The sequence below is a fragment of the Microbacterium sp. K35 genome (assembly GCF_004794375.1).
GTDB lineage: Bacteria > Actinomycetota > Actinomycetes > Actinomycetales > Microbacteriaceae > Microbacterium > Microbacterium sufflavum.
The window spans coordinates 1-2,035 of the sequence record NZ_SSDM01000098.1 but is presented as its reverse complement, the minus strand read 5'-3'; the positions used below and the strand labels follow the sequence as shown (position 1 = coordinate 2,035).

Genomic DNA, 2,035 nt, shown 5'->3' with positions numbered 1-2,035 from the left:
TCCTGGCGCTGGTCGCGACCGCGCGCGCCGAGGGGTGGGATGCCGAGCGGGCGCTGCGCGAGCGGCTGCGGCTGCTGGAGGACGACGTGCGCCAGGCAGAGGACGACTGACCCGACGCGCGGGTGCCGCCGACGACCTGGGAAGATGGACGGGTGGCTACTGTGAACCCGCCGCGCGGCATGCGCGACTTCCTCCCCGCCGACAAGGCCCGCCGTGAGCGCGTGCTCTCCGTGATCCGCGAGCGCTACCGCGCGCACGGGTTCGACGAGATCGAGACGCCCGTGGTGGAGGAGTACGAGCGGCTGCACGCGGGCATCGGCGGCGACAACGAGAAGCTGTCGTTCGCGATCCTGCGCCGCGGTCTCGACGCCGACGCGATCCGCGCCGCGGCCGACGACCCCGCCGCGCTGTCCGACCTGGGGTTGCGCTACGACCTGACGGTGCCGCTGGCGCGCTTCTACGCCAGCAACCGCGGGCAGCTCCCCGGTGTGTTCCGCTCCGTGCAGATCGCGCCGGTGTGGCGGGCCGAGCGGCCGCAGAAGGGCCGCTACCGCCAGTTCGTGCAGTGCGACATCGACATCATCGGGGATGCGTCGGGGCGGGCCGAGGCCGAGCTGCTCGTCGCATCGCTCGACGCCGTCGACGCGCTGGGGCTCGAGGGTGCCACCGTGCGCATCAACGACCGCCGCCTGCTCGACTGGATGCTGGGCCACCTGGGCTTCACGACCGAGGAGCGCCCGCAGGTGCTGATCACGATCGACAAGCTCGACAAGATCGGGCCGGAGGGGGTCGCGGCCGAGCTGCGCGAGCGCGGGGTCACCGCGACCGCCGTCGCCGCGTTCGAGGAGTTCCTCCGCCGCCCGCAGACGCTGGAGTACCACCCGTACGGGGAGCGGCAGATCCGCAAGGCGCTGCCCGAGGGCGTCCCTGATGAGCTCATCGCGCACCTCACCGGCATCGGCGAGGCCGTGGCGGCCGCACGCCCCGTGGTCGCGGAGCACGTCGAGATCCCGCTCGTGTTCGACCCGTTCCTCGTGCGCGGCATGGGGTACTACACGGGCACGATCTTCGAGCTCGCGCACCCCTCCGTCGGGTACTCGCTCGGCGGCGGCGGGCGCTACGACGGCATGATCGGCCGGTTCCTGAAGCAGGACGTTCCCGCGGTGGGCTTCTCGCTCGGGTTCGAGCGGCTGGTCGACCTGGTCTCCGCCGACCCCGACACCGAGGCGCAGGCGATCGTCCTGGTCCACGATGCCGACGTGCCGGTGGGCGAGCTGGTCGCCCACAAGGCCGAGCTCGTGGCGAGGGGGGCGCGCGTGCGGCTCGAGCAGCGCACCAAGAACCTCAAGGCGCTGCTGGAGCGTGCGGCCGCCGACGGCTACACCCACTTCGCGAGCGTGCGGGCGGGCTCCGACGAGCTCGAGGTCAAGACGCTCGGCTGATCCGGGGCTCGGTGGTGTTCACCGGGCGTTCACGGCGGTCGACTCGAATCGGGTCGTGCGTCGCCTCCGTCCCGTGTTCGCCGCCGTGTCCGCCGTCGCCCTGCTGACCGCGGTGCTGCGCCTCGTGCTGGTCCGTCAGGCCGCGCTCGCGCGACGGCGCATCGGCAAGCCGCTCGGGGAGGTGTCGCTCGATGCCGACCGGCTCTGGCGGCCGGGGCTCGACGGCGCCCCGCTCGACCTGCTGCTGGTGGGAGACTCGCTCGCGGCGGGGCTGGGGGCGCAGCGCCCCAAGCAGACCCTGGGCGGACGACTCGCCAAGGCGCTCGCGCGTGGTCTGGGGCGTCCCGTGCGCCTGCGTACGGTGGCGAGGGTCGGCGCGGAGTCGCGCGACCTCGCGACGCAGCTGGACGCGTTGCCGCCCGGGTACCGTCCGCACGTCGCGGTGGTCGTGGTGGGCGGGAACGACGTGACGCATCGCCTGCCGGTCGCCGAGTCCGCGCGGCACCTGGATGACGCGGTGCGGCGGCTGCGCGTCCTCGGCGCCGGGGTCGTGGTGGGCACCTGCCCGGATCTGGGGGCACCGCCGACGCGAC

2 protein-coding genes are annotated in these 2,035 nt (G+C 73.8%); both read left to right on the top strand.

Annotated elements, in window-relative coordinates:
• Positions 1–179 precede the first annotated feature (179 nt).
• The gene (gene hisS / locus DW299_RS02615) at positions 180–1,442 is read left to right on the top strand and encodes a histidine--tRNA ligase (protein ID WP_240745298.1); all 1,263 of its coding nucleotides are present in this window, start codon (positions 180–182) and stop codon (positions 1,440–1,442) included.
• A 55-nt stretch (positions 1,443–1,497) separates the two neighbouring features.
• On the top strand, positions 1,498–2,035 hold a 538-nt coding region (locus DW299_RS02610), incomplete at its 3' end, for an SGNH/GDSL hydrolase family protein (RefSeq protein ID WP_136035542.1).